Source organism: Sphingomonas naasensis, from assembly GCF_004792695.1.
In the GTDB taxonomy this organism is placed as follows: Bacteria; Pseudomonadota; Alphaproteobacteria; order Sphingomonadales; family Sphingomonadaceae; genus Sphingomonas; species Sphingomonas naasensis.
Genome location: NZ_SRXU01000004.1, coordinates 270342 through 286591, shown reverse-complemented (window position 1 = coordinate 286591; position 16250 = coordinate 270342). Strand labels below are relative to the sequence as shown.

Annotated in this window: 17 protein-coding genes; 7 read left to right on the top strand and 10 right to left on the bottom strand. The window is 67.6% G+C overall.

What is annotated here, in order from left to right; genetic code table 11:
* The first annotated feature begins 3 nt into the window (after nucleotides 1-3).
* Nucleotides 4-2676, top strand: coding sequence for a phosphoenolpyruvate carboxylase (gene ppc, locus E5A74_RS11360; RefSeq protein ID WP_135984927.1), 2673 nt, complete (start codon nucleotides 4-6; stop codon nucleotides 2674-2676).
* A gap of 142 nt (nucleotides 2677-2818) precedes the next feature.
* On the opposite strand, the gene E5A74_RS11355 is transcribed toward ppc, so the two are convergent.
* On the bottom strand, nucleotides 2819-3211 hold the full coding sequence (locus E5A74_RS11355) for an acyl-CoA thioesterase (RefSeq protein ID WP_135984925.1): 393 nt from the start codon (nucleotides 3209-3211) through the stop codon (nucleotides 2819-2821).
* A 65-nt stretch (nucleotides 3212-3276) separates the two neighbouring features.
* On the opposite strand from E5A74_RS11355, the gene E5A74_RS11350 reads away from it, so the two are divergent.
* Entirely contained in the window at nucleotides 3277-3480 is a 204-nt protein-coding gene (locus E5A74_RS11350) for a hypothetical protein (RefSeq protein WP_135984923.1), read from the top strand.
* On the opposite strand, the gene E5A74_RS11345 is transcribed toward E5A74_RS11350, so the two are convergent.
* The 5 genes from E5A74_RS11345 to E5A74_RS11325 all read right to left on the bottom strand — a co-directional run bounded on the left by E5A74_RS11345 (nucleotide 3470) and on the right by E5A74_RS11325 (nucleotide 7441).
* A complete protein-coding gene (locus E5A74_RS11345) occupies nucleotides 3470-4285 on the bottom strand; it encodes an MliC family protein (RefSeq protein ID WP_240699767.1) in 816 nt (271 codons plus the stop codon). The two genes, E5A74_RS11350 and E5A74_RS11345, sit on opposite strands and share 11 nt — an antisense overlap.
* A 164-nt stretch (nucleotides 4286-4449) precedes the next feature.
* Nucleotides 4450-4857, bottom strand: a complete 408-nt coding sequence (locus tag E5A74_RS11340; protein WP_135984921.1) for an ExbD/TolR family protein — start codon at nucleotides 4855-4857, stop codon at nucleotides 4450-4452.
* 230 nt (nucleotides 4858-5087) lie between these two features.
* Nucleotides 5088-5681 carry a YdeI/OmpD-associated family protein gene (locus E5A74_RS11335; protein WP_135984919.1) on the bottom strand — a complete coding sequence of 198 codons (594 nt, stop codon included), beginning with the start codon at nucleotides 5679-5681 and terminating at the stop codon, nucleotides 5088-5090.
* Nucleotides 5682-5743: 62 nt separating this feature from the next.
* Nucleotides 5744-6094, bottom strand: coding sequence for a DNA primase (locus E5A74_RS11330; protein WP_135984917.1), 351 nt, complete (start codon nucleotides 6092-6094; stop codon nucleotides 5744-5746).
* Between the two features lie 99 nt (nucleotides 6095-6193).
* A complete protein-coding gene (locus tag E5A74_RS11325; RefSeq protein WP_240699766.1) occupies nucleotides 6194-7441 on the bottom strand; it encodes a multidrug effflux MFS transporter in 1248 nt (415 codons plus the stop codon).
* Between the two features lie 94 nt (nucleotides 7442-7535).
* Between E5A74_RS11325 and E5A74_RS11320 the strand changes: the two genes are divergently transcribed.
* From E5A74_RS11320 to E5A74_RS11310, 3 genes are all read left to right on the top strand, one after another.
* Nucleotides 7536-8045: a hypothetical protein gene (locus tag E5A74_RS11320; protein WP_135984914.1), complete on the top strand. Its 510-nt coding sequence runs from the start codon at nucleotides 7536-7538 to the stop codon at nucleotides 8043-8045.
* A gap of 66 nt (nucleotides 8046-8111) precedes the next feature.
* Complete coding sequence (locus tag E5A74_RS11315) at nucleotides 8112-9059, top strand: isopenicillin N synthase family dioxygenase (protein WP_135984912.1); 948 nt, start codon at nucleotides 8112-8114, stop codon at nucleotides 9057-9059.
* Nucleotides 9060-9220: 161 nt separating this feature from the next.
* Entirely contained in the window at nucleotides 9221-10513 is a 1293-nt protein-coding gene (locus tag E5A74_RS11310) for a homoserine dehydrogenase (protein WP_135984910.1), read from the top strand.
* Here the strand turns inward: E5A74_RS11310 and E5A74_RS11305 are convergent, their stop codons facing one another.
* Nucleotides 10514-10855 (bottom strand): hypothetical protein, encoded by a 342-nt coding sequence (locus tag E5A74_RS11305; protein ID WP_135984908.1) that lies wholly within the window; start codon nucleotides 10853-10855, stop codon nucleotides 10514-10516.
* A gap of 143 nt (nucleotides 10856-10998) precedes the next feature.
* Here E5A74_RS11305 and glpX point away from each other — a divergent pair, with 143 nt between their 5' ends.
* Both glpX and E5A74_RS11295 read left to right on the top strand, forming a co-directional pair.
* Nucleotides 10999-11967 (top strand): class II fructose-bisphosphatase, encoded by a 969-nt coding sequence (glpX, locus tag E5A74_RS11300; RefSeq protein WP_135984906.1) that lies wholly within the window; start codon nucleotides 10999-11001, stop codon nucleotides 11965-11967.
* A 91-nt stretch (nucleotides 11968-12058) separates the two neighbouring features.
* The gene (locus E5A74_RS11295) at nucleotides 12059-13924 is read left to right on the top strand and encodes a CocE/NonD family hydrolase (protein ID WP_135984904.1); all 1866 of its coding nucleotides are present in this window, start codon (nucleotides 12059-12061) and stop codon (nucleotides 13922-13924) included.
* On the opposite strand, the gene E5A74_RS11290 is transcribed toward E5A74_RS11295, so the two are convergent.
* The 3 genes from E5A74_RS11290 to E5A74_RS11280 form a co-directional block, all read right to left on the bottom strand.
* A complete protein-coding gene (locus E5A74_RS11290; RefSeq protein ID WP_240699765.1) occupies nucleotides 13917-14387 on the bottom strand; it encodes a GNAT family N-acetyltransferase in 471 nt (156 codons plus the stop codon). The genes E5A74_RS11295 and E5A74_RS11290 overlap by 8 nt on opposite strands.
* Before the next feature lie 150 nt (nucleotides 14388-14537).
* Nucleotides 14538-15308: an ABC transporter permease gene (locus E5A74_RS11285; protein ID WP_135984900.1), complete on the bottom strand. Its 771-nt coding sequence runs from the start codon at nucleotides 15306-15308 to the stop codon at nucleotides 14538-14540.
* On the bottom strand, nucleotides 15308-16231 hold the full coding sequence (locus E5A74_RS11280; protein ID WP_135984898.1) for an ABC transporter ATP-binding protein: 924 nt from the start codon (nucleotides 16229-16231) through the stop codon (nucleotides 15308-15310). Before E5A74_RS11280 ends, E5A74_RS11285 begins: the two co-directional genes overlap by 1 nt.
* Nucleotides 16232-16250 lie beyond the last annotated feature (19 nt).

Here is a 16250-nt window from a genome sequence, read left to right as displayed (position 1 = left end):
GCCATGGCTAGCCTGGCGATCGCAAACAATCCCGACATCCGCTTTCTGGGACGCCTGCTCGGCGACGTGATCCGCGCTTATGGCGGTGAGGAGCTGTTCAAGCGCATCGAATATATCCGCGCCACCTCGGTCGACCGCCATCGCGGCGTCGCCGGCGCCGGCGCGATCGATTCGGGGCTCGACCGCCTCAGCCTCGACGAGACGCTCGATTTCGTCCGCGGCTTCATGCTGTTCTCGATGCTCGCCAACCTCGCCGAGGACCGGCAGGGCGTCGCCACCGAAGAGGATGCCGATCTCGCTTCGGCGCTCGAGCGGCTCAAGGCGCACGGCATCGGCCATGACGCGGTGATGGCGCTGCTCGATCACGCGCTGGTCGTGCCGGTGCTCACCGCGCACCCCACCGAAGTCCGCCGCAAGTCGATGATCGATCACAAGAACCGGATCGCCGAGCTGATGGCGCTCAAGGACATGGGGATCGAGGAGACCGAGGACGGCGACAAGATCGACGAGGCGATCCTGCGCCAGATCGCCCTGCTCTGGCAGACGCGCGTGCTGCGCCGCGAAAAGCTCGGCGTCGCCGACGAGGTCGAGACCGCGCTCTCCTATCTGCGCGACGTGTTCCTGCCCGTGCTGCCCGCGCTCTATGCGCGCTGGGACCGTGCGCTCGGCGACCGTTCGCCGTCCTTCCTTCGCGCCGGCACCTGGATCGGCGGCGACCGCGACGGCAATCCCTTCGTCACCGCCGACTCGCTCCGCTTCGCGCTGGCGCGCTCGGCCGAAGCGGCGCTCGGCTATTATCTCGACGCGATCCATGCGCTCGGCGCCGAGCTGTCGATCTCGACCGAGCATGCCCAGGTCAATGCCGAAGTGCTCAAGCTCGCCGAGGCCAGCCACGACACCGGCCGCAGCCGCGCCGACGAGCCCTATCGCCGCGCGCTCACCGGCATCTATGCCCGCGTCGCCGCGACCTATCAGAAGCTCACCGGCAAGGCGCCGCCGCGCGCTGCTCCGCTCGCCGGCGAATCCTATGCCCAGCCCGGCGAGCTGCGCGAGGAACTGGTCGCGATCGCGCATGGGCTGGCCGACGAAGGCCAAGGGCCGCTCGCCAGCGGCGGCGCGCTCGGCCGGCTGATCCGCGCGGTCGAGACCTTCGGCTTCCATCTCGCCACGCTCGACATGCGCCAGAACAGCGCGATCCATGAGCGCGTCGTTGCCGAGCTGCTCAAGGCCGGCGGCGTCTGCGACGATTATGCCGCGCTGGGCGAGGACGAGCGCGTCGCGCTGCTCCGCCGCGAGCTGGAAAGCCCGCGCCCGCTCACCAGCCCCTATGCCGATTATTCGGAGGAGACAGCGTCCGAGCTCGCGATCGTGCGCGCCGCGGCCGAGGCGCATGGCAAATATGGGCGCCAGTGCATCACCCATTACATCGTCTCGATGGCGCAATCGGTGTCGGACCTGCTCGAGGTCCATGTGCTGCTCAAGGAAGCCGGGCTCTACATCCCTGGCGCAGAGCCGCAGGCGCACATCATGGCGATCCCGCTGTTCGAGACGATCGCCGATCTCGAAGGCGCGCCGGCGATCATGGAGAAGTGGCTCGCGCTGCCCGAGGTAGCGGCGATCGCCGCGGGGCGCGGGCATCAGGAAGTGATGATCGGCTATTCGGATTCGAACAAGGACGGCGGCTACCTCACCTCGACATGGCAGCTGTCGCGCGGCTCGACGGCGCTCAAGCCGGTGTTCGAGAAGGCCGATCTCGCGATGCAGCTGTTCCACGGCCGCGGCGGCGCGGTCGGGCGCGGCGGCGGATCGAGCTTCTCGGCGATCCTCGCCCAGCCGCCGGGAACGGTGCAGGGCCGCATCCGCATCACCGAGCAGGGCGAAGTGATCGCCGCCAAATATGGCAGCCGCGCCAGCGCGATGACCAATCTCGAGGCGATGGCCTCGGCGACCTTGCTCGCCAGCCTCGAGCCCGAGCAGCTCGCCCCGGCGGACGCCGAACGTTTCGCCGCGGCGATGGACGCGCTCTCGGCGACGGCATTCAAGGCCTATCGCGGGCTGGTCTACGAGACCGACGGTTTCACCAGCTATTTCCGCCAGGCGACGCCGATCGCCGAGATCGCCGGCCTCAAGATCGGTTCGCGCCCGGCGAGCCGGAAGAAGTCCGACGCGATCGAGGATCTGCGCGCCATCCCCTGGGTATTCAGCTGGGCGCAGGCACGCGTGATGCTGCCGGGCTGGTATGGCGTCGGCCAGGCGATCGATGCCTTCGCCGACAAGGGACTGCTGCGCGAGATGGCGGCCGGCTGGCCGCTCTTCGCCTCGACGCTCGCCAACATGGAGATGGTGCTCGCCAAGTCCGATATGGACGTGGCGGCGCATTATGCGGCGCTGGTCGAGGACGAGACGCTGCGCGGCGGGATCTTCGGCCGCATCCGCGACGGCTGGCACCAGACGCATGACGGGCTGCTCACCGTGACCCGCCAGACCCGGCTGCTCGAAAAGCACCCCGGACTCGAAACCTCGATCCGCCTGCGCCTGCCCTATATCGAGCCGCTGAACCTGCTTCAGGTCGAACTGCTCAAGCGCCATCGCCGCGGCGAGGAAGACGCGCGGATCGGCGAGGGCATCCTGCTCTCGATCAACGCGATCGCGACGGCGCTGCGCAACAGCGGCTGATCGTCAAAATCCTCCCTCGCGCAGCGGGGGAGGTGGCGCCGAAGGCGACGGAGGGGGTCTCTCCGCGAGTACGTAGCTTGCGGAGGCGCCCCCTCCGTCAGCTTCGCTGCCACCTCCCCCGGTTCCCGGGGGAGGATTTGGATCAAGCCAGAAACGGCGCCGCCACTTCGGCCGGCACGCGCACCAGCCGCCCGGTGGCGCGGTCCAATATCGCCCACGTCGTCTTCGCCTCGACGCGCACCTTCCCGTCGGCGCCGGTGAACTTCATGTAACGATCGAACCGCGCGCCCTTGGGCGGTTCGGGCACCCACGTCTCGGCGGTCACCGTCTCGCCTTCGACCACGCTGCCGCGATAGTCGATCTCGTGCCGGGTCACGACCCAGATATAGGCGTCGTGATGCTCGGGCGCCGCGATCGCGTGCCAATGCGCCACCGCCACGTCCTGAATCCATTTGACCCAAACCGCGTTGTTGACGTGGCCGAGAATGTCGATGTCCTCCGGCCCGGCGGTGATCTTGGTGGTGTAGGATGCCATGCCCCAAAACTAGCTTAACCAGTCATCGAAGGTCAGCCTTCATTTGTCGCGGCTATGATGGCCGCATGGTTCCGCTACGTCCCGCTCGCCTTTTCCGTAGTCGCTGGGCAGCGCTGCTCTGGGCTGCCGGCGTGATCTTCACCGCGGTGAGCTTCATCGGCCTCGGCGACTCGGAGAGCCACGCGGTCGAATCGAAGCTGGTCGACGCCACCGGCGTCGACGTCAGCAACGCCGATCTCGCGGTGCTCGCGAACGCCCTCAGCGAATGACCGTGCAGGCGACCGGCGGCAGGCCGGGCGCCGTGAAGGTCATCGCCTCGCCCTTGCCGCGCAGCTCGTAGCCGTTGGCGGCATAGCGGATACCCGAGGCGACGCGCTGGCCCGGCAGCGTGGCGAACGGCTTGCCGCCGCGCGAGACCGCAACGCGATTGTTGTCCGGATCGAAGCGCACGACGAGGCGCGATCCATCCATGCAGCGATAGCGCGCGGTCGAGCGGTTGTCCTCGGTCGGCCGGGGGGACGGCGTCGCCTCGCCCGGACGCGGCTTGATGTCACTGCTGCGGATCCGCCAGCGGCGCTGTTCGGCGGTGGCACCGTCGATAGCGCCGGCGCGGTGGAGCGTGACCGAGCCGCGCATGTTGAACGGTCGCCCGCCCTGCCTGAGCCGGCCATAGACCTGCACCGGCACCGTCACGTAGCGCTGACCGGCGCCGGCATCGATCCGTCCCGGCGCGCCGATATTGGCGTGATATTCGGAATAGCGGCCGAAGCTCGCTGCGAAGGCGCCGGGAGTCATCCCGGCCGCGCCCGGCTCCCAGAGCCGATAGGCCTCGCCATATTTGCCGGCCTCGAGCAGCGCATAATAGGTCTGCACGACATTGGCGGCGCCCTGCGCGCTCGCTTCGGTGAACGGTGCCTCGCTGACCGGGGTGCGATCATCGTCGAGCCCGCCCGGCTGCCCGGGCGCCGGCGGCGCGAGCGGCGCGAGCGGCGCGGGTGTCGCCGGTGTCGCCGGTGTCGCGGGCGTCACCGCGGCCGTGGAGGAGGGAGTGTCCGAAGGCTCGGGACTTGCCATTCCGACGGGCACCGACGCGACGTCGTTGTCGGTCGCGGTGCTGTTTTGCGTGGGTTGGGTGGAACAGGCTGCGAGCGTGAAAAGCAACGGCAAGGACAGGCGCATAGAATAATCCAGGTTGGACAGCGGACGACGAACGCGCCCGCCGTCGCACCTGTTCCGCATCAATCGGGAAGCGGCTGGTTCCCGACAAAGCCCAACTTCTCGACGCCCGCGCGCTTGACCACCGCGAGCACCGCGTCGAACCGATCGTAGCGCGCATCGGGATCGGTCTGCATATGGAGCACGCCGGCGGCGTCGGCGCGTAGCGCGGTCAGCCGCGCGGGCAATTCGGCGTCGGAGATCCGGCCGCCATCCCAGAACAACGCGCCCGCGCTGTCGATCGCGAGCTTGTGCGGCTGCTCAGGCTCCGTCGCCCCGCCGTCGACCGGGAGCGTGATCGGCACCTTGTGCGTCGCGTTCGGGATGCTGAGGATCATCACGATCAGCAGCACCAGCATCACGTCGATGAACGGCGTGACGTTGATCGCGCTGAACGGGACGGGCTCGGAAATGCGTGCGGCCTTGACCATGACAGCTTTCCTCCTTGTTGATGATGTAACGTATCATGTGAGGATGAAGGCGCAAGTCGCGAAAATTCCTCCCTCGCGCAACGGGGGCGGTGGCGACGAAGGCGACGGAGGGGGCTTGGCCGCGGGCGACGTCGCCTGCCGAGAGGCCCCCTCCACCAGCCTGCGGCTGGTCCCCCTCCCCCGCTGCGCGAGGGAGGAATTTATGGGCGGCTGATCGGCCGGGGGTGCACTCAGCAGTTCTCATATTTCCAGTTGCGCCGTTTCCCCTCGCGTATCCATGCGACGGCTTCGGCAACCCGCTTGGCCTTGGTCTCGGGCCGCTTGGCCTCGGCGATCCACTCGCAATATTCGCGACGGCAGCCGGGCGGGAAGCCCTCGAAGGTGGCTGCCGCTTTGGCGTCCCCGGCGAGCCCCTCGGCGAGCTCGGGCGGCACTTCCGCCTCGGGCTTGGGCGGCTTGGCCGCGCGCGCCGGCTTCTCACCGGAATCGATCCGCGCCGCAGCCTCGCGAATCTGCGCCTCGAAGGCGTCGGCGGTGGGCAAGTCCGCGAGCGTTTCGATCCGGCCATATTGGCCCATCGCCTCGCCTTCCCTGCCGGTCGCCATCGCATCGCGATACCAGAAGCCGAAGGTCGCATGCGCCTTGAACGCGGCCATATTGGCGAGCGGCCGGCCCTTGTAGGTGAAGGCGGGCATCGACCATTTGATCGATTCCGTGATGTCGGGACAGGCGGCATGCACACGCTCGCGGAGCCAGGCGAGGATCGGCTGGGCGAATTCGGCCCGGCCGGCGATATAGCTGTCGACGCGCGAGTCGCGTGGCATGGCGTCCCCCTCCAGTGGCGCGGCGGCATGCTGGGTTCGCGCCGCCGCCGCGTCAAGCATGCTCAGGGTGCGAGCGCGGTATCGTCGCCGTCGTCGAGCTCCTCGTCGAGATCCGCTTCCTCGACATCCTCGTCGTCTAGATCGGCCTGGATCTCGTCCTCGCGCAGATCTTCGCCGTCGAGATCGACCTCGTCGTCCTCCTCGCCCAGCTCGTCGTCGACCATGCGCAGCTCGTCGGTGTCGTCGTCGTCGCCATCTTCGCCGAGATCGATCGGGATATCGGTCAGGATGTTGCCGTCGCTGGGCGCATCGTTGGTCGCCTCGATGATCTCGGCGCGCTGGCTCTCATCATAGCCATCGTCGTCAAACCCGTCGTCGCCCGGACCTTGAATCGGAACCTGATGACCGCCCATCGCCTGTCCTTTTTTGCTGTGGAGGGCGAAAACTCCCCCCGTCCGATGTGCGAACGGAAAGCGAGGCGTTTCCGTTCCGTGGAGAGGGCGGGAAGCCGCTCAGCTCGGGCGAAAAAGCCGCCCGCGCTCGGCAACCGCGATCGCAGCGAAGGCAAGCACGCCCATGCCAAGGAATCCGGCATAGAGCGGCACGGTGGTGCCGTTGAACGATTGGCCGATCTGCGCGCCGATCAGCGCCCCGCCCAAGGTCGTGACGAAGCCCTGCAGGCTCGATGCGGTTCCGGCAATCTCCCCCATCCGCTCCATCGCCATCGCCGAGAAGTTCGACGTGGCGAGGCCGAAGCTCGCCATCATCAGCGCCTGCAGGATCGCGAAGGTCCACAGATTCTCGTAACCGCCAAAGGCGACGACGAGATGGATCGCCGCGAACAGGATCAACGCCGACAGCGCGCTGTGCGAGATGCGCCGCGTGCCGATCTTCATCACGATCCGCGAATTGAGGAACGACCCGACCGCCATCGTGCTCGCCACCGTCGCGAACACGACAGTGAGCAGCTCGGGCCGGCCGAACACATCGGCCATGATCTGCTGGACCGAGCCGATGAAGCCGAACAGCCCGCCCGAGAGCAGGGCGGCGGCGACGGTGTAGCCCACGGCGCAGCGATCGCGCAGCACCAGCCCGTAATCGGCCACGATCCGCGCCGGCCGCAGCGACTGGCGATTGGCGGAATCGAGCGTCTCGGGCATGCGCAGCCAGAACCACAGCACAACCAGCGCCGCCACGCCGGCGACGCCCCAGAAGATCATCCGCCACGATCCCCCTGCGCCGAGCACCGCCTGACCGAACGCCGGGGCGAAGATCGGTGCCGCCATGAAGACGATGAAGGCCAAGCTCATCACCCGCGCCATTGCGCGGCCGGCGAAGCAATCGCGCACCAGCGCCACCGTCACGACGCGCGCGCCAGCCGCCGAGGCGCCCATTGCCGCGCGGGCGACGAGCAGCAGCTCGAAGCTGCCCGAGATCGCCGCGAGCGCGCTGGTGAGGACATACGAGACCAGCGCGATCACCAGCACCGGCCGGCGCCCGAACCGATCCGAGAGCGGCCCATAGATCAGCTGCGCGAACGCGAAGCCGAGCAGGAAGGCCGTGATCACGAACTGGCGGTGGTTGGGCTCGACGACGTCGAGGCTCTCACCGATCGCGGGCAGCGCCGGCAACATCGAATCGATGCCGAGCGCAGTCAGCGCCATCATCGACGCGATCAGCGTCACGAACTCGCCGAAGCGCAGCGGCGCGCGATTGGCGGAATCGGTGGAGAGATGCGGTTCGGCCATGGCGTTGCCCATGGCGGATAGCGGCACGGGCGTCACCCCCTTGGTTGACGGCCCCGGCGCCGGGCGCTAGTGTATTGCATACATAATACGCCAACGGAGATCCGCGATGCTTCGCCTCGCCCTGCTACTGCCGCTGCTCCCGCTCGCCGCCTGCGACGGCTCGGGAACCGGGACGAGCATCAAGATCAACGCCAAATCGGACGAGAACGGCAGCTCGACCACGGTCTCCACCGACGGCAATGGCCAGGCGGCGATCAAGGTTCCGGGCTTCGAAGGCTCGATCAAACTGCCCCAGATTCACGTCAATGCCGAGAATTTCGACCTCAACGGGGTGAAGCTCTATCCGAATTCGCAGGTCAAGGCGCTCAACGTCGACGCCAACTCGGGCGATGGCGGCAAGGACGAGGGCACGGTCGACGTGACCTTCGAGAGCCCGGCGCCGCTGGCGACGGTGCAAGGCTGGTTCCGCGACAAGATGACCGCGCGCGGCTTCCGGGTCGAGGCGGACGGCACCGGGCTCAAGGGCAGCACCGACGAAGGCGACCCGTTCCGGCTCCAGCTCGGCGCGGAGGGCGATCAGAAGACGAAGGGGCGGCTCGAGGTCGGCAGCAAATAGCGGTGCCGAGCCGCTTGTTCGGCACCGGCCTGCGGGTCTAAGCGGTCTCCAATTCCGGAGACTCGCATGCTCGACACTTTGAACGAAATCCCGACGCTGTCGCTCGCCGATCAGCAGTCCGATCCCGATGGCTTCGCCCAGGCCTTTGGCCAGTCCTTCCAGCGCTTCGGCTTCGCCGTGGTCAAGGATCACGGCGTCCCGCAGGCGCTGATCGAGCGCGCCTGGGCGGCGACCAAGGCGTTCTTCGACCTCCCCGAGGACGAGAAGCGCGGCTATTTCGTTGAGGGCGGCGGCGGCGCGCGCGGCTATACGCCGTTCAAGACCGAGATCGCCAAGGGCGCGCAATATGTCGACCTCAAGGAGTTCTGGCATGTCGGCCGCGAGCTGGCGAAGGGCCACCGCTTCGAGGATTCGATGTCGCCCAATATCTGGCCCGACCGGCCGGAGGGCTTCCGCGATACCTTCCTGACGCTGTTCCAGGCGTTCGACGATGCCGGCGACAAGCTGCTCTCGGCGGTCGCGCGCTATCTGGGGCTCGCGCCGAACTGGTTCGACTCCGCGGTCAAGGACGGCAATTCGGTGCTCCGCCTGCTCCACTATCCGCCGGTCGACGCCAACGCCCCCGAGGTCCGCGCCGGCGCGCACGAGGACATCAACCTGATCACGCTGCTGCTCGGCGCCGAGGAAGCCGGGCTCGAGCTGCTCGACCGCGACGGCAAATGGCTCGCGGTCAAGCCGCCCGAGGGCGCGATGGTGGTCAATGTCGGCGACATGCTGCAGCGGCTGACCAACCATGTCCTGCCCTCGACCACGCACCGCGTGGTCAACCCGCCGGCCGAGCGCCGCGGCCATTCGCGCTATTCGATGCCGTTCTTCCTGCATCCCGCGCCCGATTTCCTGATCAAGGCGCTGCCTGGGTGCGTCACCGCGCAGAACCCCGAGCGCGAGCCGCCGATCACCGCGCACGACTATCTCGCCGAGCGCCTCGCCGAGATCGGGCTGATCAAGAAATAGAAAATCTAATTCCCCTCCCTGCAAGGGAGGGGTTAGGGGTGGGTTGCGGCGGGCGGGGCTCGATGCCCCGCTCGCCGCTTTCACGTCAGACGTCGAAGGGCTCGCTGACGCTCGCACCCACCCCCAGCCCCTCCCTTGCAGGGAGGGGAGTGAGAGAGAACATGACCGAACCGCTCCGCATCGCACTTGCCGGCCTTGGAACCGTGGGTGCGGGCGTGATTCGCCTGCTCGACGCCAATGGCGAGCTGATCGCACGGCGCGCGGGGCGGCCGATCGAAGTGGTGGCGGTCTCGGCGCGCGACCGGACCAAGGATCGCGGGGTCGACATCGCGCGCTTCGACTGGATCGACGATCCCGCCGAGCTGGCGCGGCACCCGCAGGCGGACGTGGTGGTCGAGCTGGTCGGCGGCTCGGACGGCCCGGCGCTGGCGCTCGCCCGCGCGACGCTGGCCGCAGGCAAGAGCCTCGTCACCGCCAACAAGGCGATGATCGCGCATCACGGGCTCGAGCTCGCGCGCGCCGCCGAGGCCGCCAATCTCGCGCTCAAGTTCGAAGCCGCGGTCGCCGGCGGCGTGCCGGTGATCAAGGGGCTGCGCGAAGGCGCCGCCGCGAACGTGATCGGCCGCGTCTACGGCATCCTCAACGGCACCTGCAATTTCATCCTCTCCAAGATGGAGGCCGAGGGCCGCGACTTCGCCGAGATCCTGAGCGAGGCGCAGGCATTGGGCTATGCCGAGGCCGATCCGAGCTTCGACATCGACGGCGTCGACGCCGCGCACAAGCTCTCGATCCTCGCCAGCGTCGCCTTCGGTGCGCAGCCCGCGTTCGACGATGTCGCGATCACCGGCGTGCGCCACGTCATCGCCGCCGACATCGCCGAGGCCGCGGCGCTCGGCTATCGCATCCGGCTGCTCGGCGTCGCCGATGCCGGCCCGCACGGGCTGTTCCAGCGCGTCCATCCGCATCTCGTGCCGCTCAGCCACCCGCTCGCGCACGTTCTCGGCTCGACCAACGCGGTCGTCGCCGAAGGCAATTTCGTCGGCCGGCTGCTGTTCCAGGGCGCCGGCGCAGGCGACGGCCCAACCGCCAGCGCCGTGGTCGCCGATCTGATCGACATCGCCCGCGGCGAATTCGGCCCGCCCTATGCGATGCCCGCCGACGCGCTCGCCGCGCAGGACGCGGCCGATAGCGGCGAGCGGCGTGCGCGTGCCTATGTCCGCCTCACCGTCGCCGACAAGGTCGGCGTGCTCGCCGAGATCGCCGCGGCGATGCGCGATGCCGGGGTCTCGATCGAGAGCCTGATCCAGCGCGGCGCGCAGGCCGATGGCAGCGTGCTCGTCGCGATCGTCACGCACGAAGGGCCCGAGCGCAGCGTCGCGCAGGCGCTCGACAAGCTGCGCGGCTCGCAGAGCCTCGTCGGCGAGCCGATGTGGATGCACATCCTCGGCGAGTGATCAGGGCGCCAGCTTGCGCTCCACCCATTGGAGCCCGCGCCCGCCGACCGAAACGCTGGCGCCGACGAACCCGCAATGCGCCATGAAGGCGCCCTGCCCGCATTCGGGCTCGGTGCGCTGGCCGACCAGCCGCGCGACGCGCTGATCGGGCAGCTCCTGTCTTCCGGGCGCGACGAAAGGCACGCGATAGCGATCGGCGTCGCGCAGCTTGCAGATGACGACCTCGCCTTCCTCCGTGGTCGCCCGGCACGGCACGTCGCCGGCGGTTTTCGCCCGGGCGTCGGCGATTGCCGTCTCGAGCGCGGGCGCGTCCTGAAGCAGCAGCAGCAACGGCAAGAACATCGCGATTCGCTCCCCGCTTGCGACGAAGCGAGGCTGGCGCGCGGTTGTGGCGAAATTGCGATCGGCCTGACAGCGCTAGCAGCCTCGACACTGCAACCTGCGCCTCCTATCGCGACCCCATTCTGTAAGGGGATCCCCAGCCGATGCCGACCGCCAGCCATGTTCTCGACCGTGTCCTCGTGCTCGAAATGGTGCGCGTCACCGAAGCCGCGGCGATCGCCGCGTCGAGCCTCGTCGGTCGCGGCGACGAAAAGGCCGCCGATCATGTCGCGGTCGAGGCGATGCGCGAGGCGCTCAATTCGCTCTACATGGACGGTACCGTGGTGATCGGCGAAGGCGAGCGCGACGAGGCGCCGATGCTGTTCATCGGCGAGAAGGTCGGCTCGGCGATCGGCACCGGCCCCAAGATCGACATCGCGCTCGACCCCCTCGAAGGCACCACGATCTGCGCCAAGGCCGGCCCCAACGCGCTCGCGGTGCTCGCCGTCGCCGAGCATGGCTGCCTGCTCAATGCGCCCGACGTCTATATGGACAAGATCGCGGTCGGCCCCGGCTATCCCGACGGCGTGATCGATCTCGCCAAATCGCCGACCGACAACGTCAAGGCGCTCGCCGCGGCCAAGGGCGTCGCGCCCAACGAGATCATCGTCTGCGTGCTCGATCGGCCGCGCCACGAGAAGCTGATCGCCGAGCTGCGATCGATCGGCTGCGGCATCGTGCTGATCGGCGACGGCGACGTGGCGGGGGTGATCGCCACCACCAATCCCGACACGACGATCGACATGTACATGGGCTCGGGCGGCGCCCCCGAGGGCGTGCTCGCCTGCGCGGCGCTGCGCTGCGTCGGCGGCCAGTTCAAGGGCCGGCTGCTGTTCCGCAACGACGACGAGCGCGCCCGCGCGCGCAAATGGGGGATCGACGATCTCGACAAGATCTACGACCTCACCGATCTCGCCAAGGGCGACTGCATCTTCGCCGCCACTGGCGTCACCGACGGCTCGCTGCTCGAAGGCGTCAAGCGCGTGCGCGGCAAGATGACCACCGAAAGCGTGGTGATGCGCGCCAGCTCGGGCACGGTCCGCTGGGTCAAGGGCGAGCATCGGCTCGACTGACCCCTACGATCGCGCGACGAGCTTCGACCGCGCCGATTGACAGGCGCGTGGCGCGCTTCTCTAGTCCGGCACAAACCGGACGGGGATCGAAATGAACAAGCTGATGATCGTGCTCGCGGCAAGCGTCGCCGCGCTTCCGATGGCGGCCGCGCCCGCGCGCCAGCAAGCGGCGCCTGCCACTGCCGCGGAGGAATCGCCCTTCACCTTCGAAGAGGTGATGGTGCCGATGCGCGACGGCGCCAAGCTGCAGACCGTGATCTGGCGGCCCAAGGGCAAGACCGGCAAGCTTCCGATCCTGCTCCAGCGCACTCCGTACGGCGTGCCCGACGCCGCGCCGCCCAAGATGCCCAACACGATCCGCTTTCTGCAAGAGGATGGCTACATCATCGTCTTTCAGAACATGCGCGGCCAGTTCAAGTCGGACGGCGACTTCAGGATGTCGATGGCGCTCGATGCCAAGGGCAAGAAAGGCGTCGACGAGGCCACCGACGCGTACGACACCGTCGACTGGCTGGTGAAGAACGTCGCCGACAACAACGGCAAGGTCGGCATGTGGGGCGTCTCCTATCCGGGCTATGCCTCGGCGGTGGCGCTCGCCCGGCCGCACCCGGCGCTCAAGGCAGTGAGCCCGCAGGCGGCGTGGAACGACTGGTGGATCAACGACGATCTCCACCGCTACGGCGCGGCGCGGCTCTCCTATCTGACCGACTGGCTGTTCAGCCTGCAGAACAACGACCAGGGCAACGACTTCGATTATGGCGGCAAGGCCCCGGTCGACAGCTATGAGTGGTTCCTCAAGCTCGGTCCGATCGCCAATCTCGACAAGCTCTACTTCAAGGGAACGGTGCCCCAGTTCACTGCGATGATCGAGCATCCCGATTACGACGATTTCTGGAAGCGCCAGCGCTGGACCGAGCAACTCGGCCGCACCACCGTGCCGACGCTCCACGTCGCCGGCTTCTGGGATCAGGAGGATCCGCTCGGCACGTGGAAGATCTATGAGAAGATGGAGGCACAGGACCCCGACGGTCTCAACATGATCGTCGCCGGCCCCTGGGCGCACGGCACCTGGCATTCGATGGGCTATGATGTCGGCTATATCAAGCACGGCAAGGAGAGCGGCACCGAGTTCATGCGCGACATCGAGGCGCCGTTCTTCGCGCATTGGCTGCACGGCAAGGGCGCCAGGCCGACCGGCGAGGCGCGGATGTTCCAGAGCGGCTCGTGGGAGTGGAAGTCCTATCCCAAATGGCCGGCCCCGGGCACGACCGCGACCAACCTCTATCTACAGAGCGACGGCACGCTGTCGTTCACGCCGCCCGCCGATGCCGGGCAGTGCCGCGAATATGTCTCCGACCCGGCCAATCCGGTGCCGTTCCGCGAGCGCCCGATCTCGCGCACCTATCCGTCGCAGGAATGGCGCTGGTGGGAAGCCGCCGACCAGCGCTTCGTCGATCACCGCCCCGACGTGCTCAGCTACGTCAGCGCGCCGCTCGAGGCGGATCTGACCGTCACCGGCGAGATCGCCGCGAAGCTGATGGCGTCGACCTCGGGCACCGACAGCGATTTCGTGGTCAAGCTGATCGACGTCCTCCCCGACGATTACGAACCTGCTCCGAAAGGCGCGCTCGGCGATTATCCGCGCACGCTCAACGGCTACCAGTTCCCGATCGCGATGGAGGTGCGGCGGGGCCGCTATCTGCAGAGCTTCGAGAAGGCGACGCCGCTGACGCCGAACCAGGTCGTCGCATGGGACGTGCCGCTGCGCAGCCACGACCATGTCTTCAAAAAGGGCCACCGGCTGATGGTGCAGGTCCAGTCGAGCTGGTTCCCCGTGGTCGACCGCAATCCGCAGAAGTTCGTGCCCAACATCTACAAGGCGGCGCCCGAGGACTTCGTCAAGGCGACCCAGCGCGTCTGCGGCGGCTCGCTGGTGACGCTGCCGGTGGTCAAATAGGCAGGACCGCGCCGAGCATCAGAAACGCATCCTCGCCGTAGGACGGATCGGCGTCGCGCGGAACATAGGCGAAGCCTTGGGCGGCCCAGAAGCGATCGGCGCCGCCCACCGCCATCAGCGCGATGTCGACCAGCCCCAGCGTCCGGGTCTGCGCCTTGACGAAGTCGAGCGCCGCCTTGCTCGCACCGGCCCCGCGCGCGACCGGCAGCAAGGCGATGTCGTGGAGATAATAGGCGTCGGCATCGGAAGGAATCGCGCCGAGCATCGCCCCGAGCTTCGGTGGCGCCTCACGATACCATGGATGGCTGACCAGATAGCCGACGACCGCACCGTCCCGCTCGAGCACGCGGCAGCCCTCCGGCCACAGCGCCAGCCGCTCCGCATAGACTGCTACCGGCTCGGTGAAGCGGCCGTGCACCGCATCGGAGATCGCCGACACCGTAGCGAGGTCGCTCGCGTCCATCTGCCGCCACATATCTTCGCCTTTCCTCACCCCCGCCCTTGCGCGGGGGTCCACGACGCCGGGAGAAGCCGGAAGCTCGACGGCCTCGCCTGCCGCACAGTGGACCCCGGCACAAGGCCGGGGTGACGGAATGGCGAGGGCGCGCGGACCCTAGTTCTTGAGCCGGTATCCGGTCCGGAAGATCGCGACGATCAGCCCGAGGCAGAGCAGCAGGAAGAAGCCGGTCACCCCGAGGCTCCAGCCGACGCTGACATCGCCGGCGCCGAAGAAGCTCCAGCGGAAACCGCTGACGAGATAGACCACCGGGTTGAACAGACTCACCGTCCGCCACGGCTCGGGGAGCATGTCAATCGAGTAGAAGGCGCCGCCGAGAAAGGTCAGCGGGGTGATCAGCAGCGCCGGCACGAAGCTCAGCTGCTCGAATCCCTTGGCCCATACCCCGATGATGAAGCCGAACATGCTGAACGCCACCGAGGTCAGCACCAGAAAGGCGATCATCGCCACCGGATGATCGATCCGCAGATCGACGAAGAAGGCCGAGGTGATCAGGATGATCAGTCCGATCACCACCGATTTGGTCGCCGCCGCGCCGACATAGCCGACCACCAGCTCGATCGCCGAGATCGGCGCCGAGAGCAGTTCGAAGATCGTGCCGGTGAATTTCGGGAAGTAGATGCCGATCGAGGCGTTCGAGATGCTCTGGGTGAGCAAGGTCAGCATGATCAGCCCGGGGACGAGGAAGCTGCCGTAGTTGACGTCGCCGATCGCGTCGATCTTGCTGCCGATCGCCCCGCCGAACACGATGAAATAGAGCGAGGTGGTGATCACCGGGGTGGCGACGCTCTGCCACAGCGTGCGCAGCGTCCGCGCCATCTCGAAGCGATAGATCGCCCAGATGCCGTGCAGGTTGATGCCGGTCATCAGCGCTTCTCCACCAGGTCGACGAAAATATCCTCGAGGCTCGACTTGGAGGTGTCGAGATCCTTGAATGCGATGCCCAGCTCGCCGAGCTTGCGCAGCAACGACGGGATGCCGGTGCGCTCGGCCTGCGCGTCGAACACGTAGCGCAGCCGATGGCCTTCGTCCTCGAGGCTGAGATGCCATTCCTCCAGCCCCGCGGGCACTTCGGAAAGCGGCTCGACCAGCGACAGATCCATCTCGCGCTTGCCGAGCTTCTTCATCAGCGCAGCCTTGTCCTCGACGAGGAGCAGCTGGCCCTTGTTGATCACCCCCACCCGATCGGCCATTTCCTCGGCCTCTTCGATATAGTGGGTGGTGAGGATGATGGTGACGCCGCGCGCGCGCAGCGATCCGATCAGCTTCCACATGTCGCGGCGCAGCGAGACGTCGACGCCGGCGGTGGGCTCGTCGAGGAACAGGATGTCGGGCTCGTGGCTCAGCGCCTTGGCGATGAGCACGCGGCGCTTCATGCCGCCCGACAGCTCCATGATCTTGGCATCGCGCTTGTCCCAGAGCGACAGATCGCGCAGCACCTGCTCGGTATGCGCCTTGTCGGGCGCCTTGCCGAACAGGCCGCGGCTGAAGCGCATCGTCGCCGCAACCGTTTCGAACATGTCGACCGACAATTCCTGCGGCACCAGCCCGATGCGCGAGCGTGCCTCGCGCGGATGGCGGATCGCGTTATGCCCGTCGACGAGGATCGTCCCCGAGCTCGGCGTGACGATACCGCAGATGATGCTGATCAGCGTCGTCTTGCCGGCGCCATTCGGGCCGAGCAGCGCGAAGATCTCGCCGCGGCGAATCTCCAGATCGACATGCTCGAGCGCCTTCTGCCCCGACGCATAGGTCTTGCTGACCTGCGAAACCGACAAGATAGATTGCATGGAGAACCCCGGACCGGAA

Bases quoted from the DNA above. Each gene is read 5' to 3' on its own strand.
- ppc (WP_135984927.1), top strand. From the start codon at position 4: ATGGCTAGCCTGGCGATCGCAAACAATCCCGACATCCGCTTTCTGGGA.
- E5A74_RS11345 (WP_240699767.1), bottom strand. From the start codon at position 4,285: ATGGCAAGTCCCGAGCCTTCGGACACTCCCTCCTCCACGGCCGCGGTG.
- E5A74_RS11355 (WP_135984925.1), bottom strand. From the start codon at position 3,211: ATGGCATCCTACACCACCAAGATCACCGCCGGGCCGGAGGACATCGAC.
- E5A74_RS11330 (WP_135984917.1), bottom strand. From the start codon at position 6,094: ATGGGCGGTCATCAGGTTCCGATTCAAGGTCCGGGCGACGACGGGTTT.
- E5A74_RS11305 (WP_135984908.1), bottom strand. From the start codon at position 10,855: ATGTTCTTGCCGTTGCTGCTGCTGCTTCAGGACGCGCCCGCGCTCGAG.
- E5A74_RS11325 (WP_240699766.1), bottom strand. From the start codon at position 7,441: ATGGGCAACGCCATGGCCGAACCGCATCTCTCCACCGATTCCGCCAAT.
- E5A74_RS11350 (WP_135984923.1), top strand. From the start codon at position 3,277: ATGGTTCCGCTACGTCCCGCTCGCCTTTTCCGTAGTCGCTGGGCAGCG.
- E5A74_RS11290 (WP_240699765.1), bottom strand. From the start codon at position 14,387: ATGGACGCGAGCGACCTCGCTACGGTGTCGGCGATCTCCGATGCGGTG.
- E5A74_RS11295 (WP_135984904.1), top strand. From the start codon at position 12,059: ATGAACAAGCTGATGATCGTGCTCGCGGCAAGCGTCGCCGCGCTTCCG.
- E5A74_RS11315 (WP_135984912.1), top strand. From the start codon at position 8,112: ATGCTCGACACTTTGAACGAAATCCCGACGCTGTCGCTCGCCGATCAG.
- E5A74_RS11285 (WP_135984900.1), bottom strand. From the start codon at position 15,308: ATGACCGGCATCAACCTGCACGGCATCTGGGCGATCTATCGCTTCGAG.
- E5A74_RS11310 (WP_135984910.1), top strand. From the start codon at position 9,221: ATGACCGAACCGCTCCGCATCGCACTTGCCGGCCTTGGAACCGTGGGT.
- E5A74_RS11280 (WP_135984898.1), bottom strand. From the start codon at position 16,231: ATGCAATCTATCTTGTCGGTTTCGCAGGTCAGCAAGACCTATGCGTCG.
- E5A74_RS11335 (WP_135984919.1), bottom strand. From the start codon at position 5,681: ATGCCACGCGACTCGCGCGTCGACAGCTATATCGCCGGCCGGGCCGAA.
- E5A74_RS11320 (WP_135984914.1), top strand. From the start codon at position 7,536: ATGCTTCGCCTCGCCCTGCTACTGCCGCTGCTCCCGCTCGCCGCCTGC.
- glpX (WP_135984906.1), top strand. From the start codon at position 10,999: ATGCCGACCGCCAGCCATGTTCTCGACCGTGTCCTCGTGCTCGAAATG.
- E5A74_RS11340 (WP_135984921.1), bottom strand. From the start codon at position 4,857: ATGGTCAAGGCCGCACGCATTTCCGAGCCCGTCCCGTTCAGCGCGATC.